Here is a 6,084-nt window from a genome sequence, read left to right on the forward strand (position 1 = left end):
GGAACTTGTTGATGTACCCGCCGTTGGAGTCGACGGCCTCGACCGCGATCCGGAAGAACTCGTTGAGCACGGACACGACCTCGGCCGGCTCGTGCGCTGCCGCGAACTCGGTCGACCCGGTGAGGTCGACGAACAGCACCGCGACCTCCCGCTCCTGTCCACCGAGCTCGGTGCCGCGCTCGAGGGCGTTGCGGGCGACGTCCTCGCCGACGTAGCGGCCGAACAGGTCCTGGATCGCCTCGCGCTCCTGCAGGCCGGTCACCATCTCGTTGAAGCCCTGCGCGAGGCGGCCGATCTCCGAGCTGTCGTAGATCGTCACGCGCGTCTCGAGGTCACCCTGCTTGACGCGGCTGACGCCCGCCTGCATCTCGCGGACGGGGTCGGCGATCGAGTCGGAGACCAGCCCCATGCCGATCGCGCCGGCGATCACGGCGACGCTCGCCAGGACCGCCAGCGCGACGAGGATGGTCCCGGGATCGTCACCGAACAGTCCGAACCAGTGGCCGGTGAGGATGAGCAGGATGCCGGCGATCGGGATGACCGTCGTCAGCGCCCAGCCCAGGAAGATCCGGCGCCGGACGCCGGGGACGTGCCGGTTGGCCGGCACGCCGCTGGCCAGCGCGCGCACGGTGATCGGCCGCATGATCCGCTCGGCCTGCAGGTAGGAGATGAGGACGGTCGTGCTCCCGCCCAGGAGGCTCGTCACCGACACGATGAGGGCCAGCCTGGGGGAGTGTCCGACGTTGACGGCGGCGAACAGCAGGGTCCCGATCACCCACATCGTGCCCGAGATGATCGCCTGGTGGAACGGCAGACGCAGGGTGCGGCGACGGATGGCGCCGTCGAAGTCCGCCCCCGCGCGGTCCACCCTGAGCACGGGCAACAGGAGCAGGGTCGAGGCGATGACGCCGCCGATGAAGGCCAGCACCAGGTAGCCGATGAAGAGGTACTGGTTGAGGAACCGGAACTCGTCGAGGTCCAGGAACCGGTCCATCGGCAACACGAAGCGCAGAAACGAGAACACGAAGACCGCGCCGATGATGTTGGCCTGCACCATCGTGAGCGCATACACGGGCCAGGGGGTGGCCCACAGCCACCTGAACAACCTGACCCAGCGCTCCATCGGTCCAAGCCTAGTTCGCGCCGGTGCCGGTGGGGACTCAGGTGTGTCGGTCCGCGGGGATAAGGTGGGGCCATGCCCGGGGTGTTCGAACGATTGGCCGGACAGGCCGACGTCGTGGCGGAGCTGACCGCTGCCGCCATGGCCGCCCGTGCCCGCGTCCCGGGCCAGGGCTGGGACGAGTCCGATCCGCGGATGGTCCACGCGTGGTTGTTCACCGGTCCGCCGGGTAGCGGACGCAGCGTGGCGGCCATGGCGTTCGCGGCGGCCCTGCAGTGCGAGGACCCCGACGTGGTGGGGTGCGGGCGGTGCCGCGCGTGCCACACCGTCCTGGCGGGAACTCATGCCGATGTACACCTGCTCGCCCCGCAGGGCGTGAACATCCTCCTCAAGGACGTCAAGGAGACCATCCACCGCGCGGCCAGCCGTCCCGGGACCGGTCGGTGGCAGATCGTCGTGGTCGAGGAGGCGGACCGGCTCACAGAGCAGTCCGGCAACGCGCTGCTCAAGGTGGTGGAGGAGCCGCCGAGCCGGACCGTGTTCCTGCTGTGTTCGCCGACCACTGATCCGATGGACATCATGGTCACGCTCCGCTCGCGGTCGAGGAACGTCGCGCTGCACCAGCCGAACGCCGAGGCGGTCGAACGGGCCCTTCTCGCCGACGGCGACGCGATCGACCCGGATCTCGCGCGGTGGGCCGCCTCGGTCTCCTCCGGGCACGTGGGGCGGGCGCGGTGGCTGGCCACCGACGAGGCGACCCGCGAACGTCGGGACGTCGTCCTCCAGCTGCCGATGGTCATGCACAACCCCGGTCGGGCCTTCCCGCTCGCGAGCCGGCTCGTCAGCTCCGCCGAGCAGGAGGCGCTGGCGCGCAACAGCGAGTCGGACGAGCGAGAGGTCGAGGAACTGCGCACCGCCCTCGGCGCCGGCGGCACCGGTAAGGGCACCGCGTCCGCCGGCCGCGGGGCGACGGGCGCGGTCAAGGAACTCGAACGCGCGCAGAAGTCGCGGCGGACCCGCTCCACCCGTGATTCGCTGGACCTCGCCCTGGTCGACCTGGCCGGCTTCTACCGGGATGCACTCATGGTCGCGCTCGGTGCCCGCGACGTCACGGCCGTCCACCCCGACAAGTCCGAGGAGGCCGCACGCCTCGGAGGGCACTACCCGGCCGCCTCGATCCTCAAGGCGATCGAGGCGGTGCAGGACTGCCGGGCCGCTATCGAGGTCAACGTCAAACCGAAGTTCGCGGTGTCCGCGATGGTCGGGGCGATCTCCGCTGCTCTCGGGTCCTGAGCCGCCGGGCTGTAGTGGCCCCGCGGAACGGTCGGGGACTGCCGGCGGAAGCGCCGGCGGAGGTGCTCGGGCGCAGGCCGTTTTTCGGCTCAGGGGTCCGTCGGATATAGTTGCGTCGCCCCACAAGGGCTCGCCGCGTTAGCTCAGTCGGTAGAGCATTTCACTCGTAATGAAAAGGTCGTCGGTTCGATTCCGACACGCGGCTCCACAGAGAACTCCTCGAAACCCCGGCCCTCCAGGCCGGGGTTTCGTCGTTCGGTACCGTGCACTCGATCGGCTGGGCAACGGAGCTGAGCGTTGACGGTGACGGGCCGGGTCGATACTGTCGGATAACGGTTTACGTAGTTAGATAGCGAGCCGGTTCCCGCGATTACGAAGGAAGTCCCCTCATGGCCTCAGCGCCCCTGCTCGTCGAGCGAGCCGACCACATCGAGACGTGGACCCTGAACCTGCCGGAGACCCGCAACCCCATCTCGGATCCGGCCATCGTCGACGCGCTCTGTGAGCAGGTCGCGGTGGTCAACGCCGATCACGATGTGCGCGCCGTGGTGCTCACCGGCGCGGGGTCGGCGTTCTCGGCGGGCGGCAACGTGAAGGACATGGCCGACCGGGCCGGCATGTTCGGCGGCTCCCCGTATCAGCTCCGCGACGGCTACCGCCACGGCATCCAGCGGATCCCGCGCGCCCTGTACCACTGCGAGGTCCCGGTGGTCGCCGCGGTCAACGGGCCGGCGGTCGGCGCGGGCTGCGATCTCGCGGTGATGTGCGACCTGCGGGTGGCGTCGACCAGGGCGTGGTTCGCGGAGAGCTTCGTCCAGCTGGGGATCATCCCCGGCGACGGTGGGGCCTGGCTGCTCACCAAGGCGATCGGCCCGGCGCGTGCGGCGGAGATGGCACTCACCGGCGACCGGGTGCAGGCCGAGCAGGCCGCCGAGTGGGGCCTGGTCAACCAGGTGGTCGACCCCGACGATCTCATGGAAGCGGCTCGCGGTCTCGCGGCGCGGGTGGCCAAGAACCCGCCGCACTCGGTGCGGATGGCCAAGCGGCTGCTCCGCGAGTCCCAGCACCAGTCGCTGGAGTCGCTGCTCGAGCTGTCCGCGGCGATGCAGGCTCTGGCCCACCACACCGAGGATCACCGCGAGGCGCTCGCCGCATTCGGGGAGAAGCGCGCCGGTCGGTACGAGGGGCGGTAGCCGGCGGCTGCCGTGGGTCCTCGGCTACCGGAGGCCCCACGAGGTCGCGTGCTCGAGGCACGCGCTCGCGAGTTCGTCCTTGCGGGCGAGGATCTCGGTTCGGCTGCCGATCACGCCGACCGTCGCGATGGTGCGGCCGCGCTCGCGCAGTGCGACGGAGACCCCGTCCCCGCCGTCGACGGCCACCCCGGGCGCGCGGCAGACCCCGGTGTCGATCAGGTCGTCGAGGGCGGCGAGGAACCGGTCGACGTACTCGGCGTCCTCGCGGGGCCGGGAGTTGAGGTAGGCCCACACGTCCCGCCGCTCGCGGTCCGCGAGGAGCAGCCACCCGGACGAGGTCCGCAGCAGGGAGCGACGCAGTTTGTTCTCCGCGAGGTACGCGTAGTGCGGGTCGGAGGAGACGAAGTCCACGTAGAACAGGTCGTCGCCGACATCCGTCGACAGAGTCGTCGTGAGGCCGGTCTGTGAGTGCAGCGCCTCCAGTTGCTCGTGTGTCACCGAGGTGACGGGCGGTCGCCCGGCGATGACGTTGAGCAGGTACGGAGCTGTGCCGAGCGTGTAGACCCGGTTCCGCTCGTCGAGATATCCGACGGCGACCAGGCCGTTGAGGAGCCCCTGGGTCGAGCTGATGGGCGCGTCGAGGGCCTTGGCCACCGCGGTCAGCGTCATCCCCGAGCCGGAGCGTGCGACCAGTTCCATGATCGCGGCGACCCGGTCGACCATCCGGTGGCGTGGTCGTTCGGTGGCCCGGCCGGCAGCGCTGGCGGAGTCGCCACCCGTCGTCTCGCTCTCCGTCATGAGGTAACAGTATCCGGCGTCCTGGAACGCGACCCAACGATCCATAGACACGTACCGTATTCCGCCATTGCGTAAAGGTCGTGCGCGTGCGATGCTGTCCACGTGGCGCCGATCACTATCGGCGCCAGTCGCCGGGCCTGACCGCTCGACCCCGGCCATCGCATCCCGACCCCCGAGGAGCACCGATGAGGACCGCGCTCGCCCCACCCACGACCCTGGCGTCGGAGGAGATGACCGCCCTGCGGGCGGAGGTCCGTGCCTTCCTCGCGGACGAGATCGCGGCGGGGCGACTGACCCCGTGGATCGACACCTGGCTGACCCGGTGGGACGAGGACTTCACGCGCCGACTGGCCGAGCGTGGATGGGTCGGGATGACGATCCCCACCGAGTACGGCGGTCGCGGTCGTACGTTCCTCGAGCGCTTCGTCGTCACCGAGGAACTGCTCTCCGTGGGCGCACCGGTGGCAGCGCAGTGGGTCGCCGACCGGCAGATCGCCCCGTCGCTGCTGCGCTACGGCACCGAGGAGCAGAAGCGCGAGTACCTGCCCCGGATCGCGGCGGGCGAGTGCTGCTTCGGCATCGGGATGAGCGAGCCGGACTCGGGCTCCGACCTCGCCAGCGTCCGCACGAAGGGCGTGAAGGTCGACGGCGGCTGGTCGATCACCGGCACCAAGGTGTGGACGTCCGGCGCCCAGCACGCCGAGGCGTTCATCGCCCTCTGCCGGACCGAGCCCCTCGACACCACGAACCGCCACGCGGGCCTGAGCCAGTTCATCGTGGATCTGCGCAGCGAGGGCGTGACCATCCGGCCGATCGTGTCGCTGTCGGGCGACCACCACTTCAACGAGGTGATCCTCGACGAGGTGTTCGTCCCCGACGCCATGGTGTTCGGCACCCTCGGCAACGGCTGGGAGCAGGTCAACTCCGAGCTCGCCTTCGAGCGCAGCGGCCCCGAGCGGTTCCTGTCCTCGTTCCGCCTGCTCGCCGCCGAGATCGGGGCGGTCGCGGAGGGAGCGCTGCCCGCCCGCGCGGACCTGGGCCGGTCGGTGGCGCGGATGGCCGGCCTGCACGCGCTGAGCCAGAACATCGCCGGCGCGCTCCAGCGAGGTGAGGCGGCCGATACCGCCGCCGCGCTGGTCAAGCTGCTCGGCACCACCACGGAGGGGGACCTCGTCGACGCGGTCTCCACCGGACTCGGCGACGAGTTCCGGCCGGGCGAGGGCGGCCCGGCATCGTCCGAGCTGACCGACCTGCTCCGCGCCGGACTCCATCAGCGCCCCGGCTTCACGCTGCGCGGCGGGACCAACGAGATTCTGCGCGGCGTGATCGCGCGGGGACTGGGGATGCGATGAGCCACGCCACCACTGACCTGCACACCACCACCGGCCGGCAGGCCGCCACGTCCGACCAGCAGGCCGCGACGGCCGACCTCGCCGTCGACGAGGATCTCCTCGCCATGATGGGCGACGTCCTGGCCGAGCACTCCGGCCCCGACGTCGAGCCCGACCCCGCGGCCGTGTGGCGGACACTGACCGAGGTGGGGCTCGGGCGGCTCACGGCTCCCGAGGCCTCGGGTGGCAGCGGCGCCGGTTGGGCCGAGGCGGCTGCCCTTCTCCGCCTGTCCGCGGCCGCGGGGGTGGCCGTCCCCTACGCCGAGACCGACCTCGTCGTCGGGCCCCT

General features: G+C 70.8%; 6 protein-coding genes and 1 tRNA gene. 5 read left to right on the top strand and 2 right to left on the bottom strand.

Features of this window, described 5'->3' with window-relative positions; genetic code table 11:
- Nucleotides 1-1,123: HAMP domain-containing protein (locus G6030_RS05000; protein WP_182642395.1), on the bottom strand; the 1,123-nt coding region annotated here is incomplete at its 3' end.
- Nucleotides 1,124-1,195: 72 nt separating this feature from the next.
- Between G6030_RS05000 and G6030_RS05005 the strand changes: the two genes are divergently transcribed.
- The 3 genes from G6030_RS05005 (at nt 1,196) to G6030_RS05015 (ending at nt 3,606) form a co-directional block, all read left to right on the top strand.
- Nucleotides 1,196-2,413 carry a DNA polymerase III subunit delta' gene (locus G6030_RS05005; protein WP_182642396.1) on the top strand — a complete coding sequence of 406 codons (1,218 nt, stop codon included), beginning with the start codon at nt 1,196-1,198 and terminating at the stop codon, nt 2,411-2,413.
- A 132-nt stretch (nt 2,414-2,545) separates the two neighbouring features.
- Nucleotides 2,546-2,621: transfer RNA gene (locus G6030_RS05010), tRNA-Thr, on the top strand.
- Between the two features lie 181 nt (nt 2,622-2,802).
- Nucleotides 2,803-3,606: a crotonase/enoyl-CoA hydratase family protein gene (locus G6030_RS05015; RefSeq protein ID WP_182642397.1), complete on the top strand. Its 804-nt coding sequence runs from the start codon at nt 2,803-2,805 to the stop codon at nt 3,604-3,606.
- A gap of 24 nt (nt 3,607-3,630) precedes the next feature.
- On the opposite strand, the gene G6030_RS05020 is transcribed toward G6030_RS05015, so the two are convergent.
- On the bottom strand, nt 3,631-4,404 hold the full coding sequence (locus G6030_RS05020; protein ID WP_347238582.1) for a helix-turn-helix domain-containing protein: 774 nt from the start codon (nt 4,402-4,404) through the stop codon (nt 3,631-3,633).
- 185 nt (nt 4,405-4,589) lie between these two features.
- Between G6030_RS05020 and G6030_RS05025 the strand changes: the two genes are divergently transcribed.
- Both G6030_RS05025 and G6030_RS05030 read left to right on the top strand, forming a co-directional pair.
- Nucleotides 4,590-5,756, top strand: a complete 1,167-nt coding sequence (locus G6030_RS05025) for an acyl-CoA dehydrogenase family protein (RefSeq protein ID WP_182642398.1) — start codon at nt 4,590-4,592, stop codon at nt 5,754-5,756.
- A 104-nt stretch (nt 5,757-5,860) separates the two neighbouring features.
- Nucleotides 5,861-6,084 (top strand): acyl-CoA dehydrogenase family protein (locus G6030_RS05030; RefSeq protein ID WP_182642399.1); only part of this gene is annotated, 224 nt, incomplete at its 3' end.

It is taken from the genome of Dietzia sp. E1 (assembly GCF_014145015.1).
Lineage (GTDB): Bacteria > Actinomycetota > Actinomycetes > Mycobacteriales > Mycobacteriaceae > Dietzia > Dietzia cinnamea_A.

What these genes read in the sequence shown, in the direction of transcription:
- G6030_RS05005 (WP_182642396.1), top strand. Translation starts at nt 1,196, where the DNA reads ATGCCCGGGGTGTTCGAACGATTGGCCGGACAGGCCGACGTCGTGGCG.
- G6030_RS05015 (WP_182642397.1), top strand. Translation starts at nt 2,803, where the DNA reads ATGGCCTCAGCGCCCCTGCTCGTCGAGCGAGCCGACCACATCGAGACG.
- G6030_RS05020 (WP_347238582.1), bottom strand. Translation starts at nt 4,404, where the DNA reads ATGACGGAGAGCGAGACGACGGGTGGCGACTCCGCCAGCGCTGCCGGC.
- G6030_RS05025 (WP_182642398.1), top strand. Translation starts at nt 4,590, where the DNA reads ATGAGGACCGCGCTCGCCCCACCCACGACCCTGGCGTCGGAGGAGATG.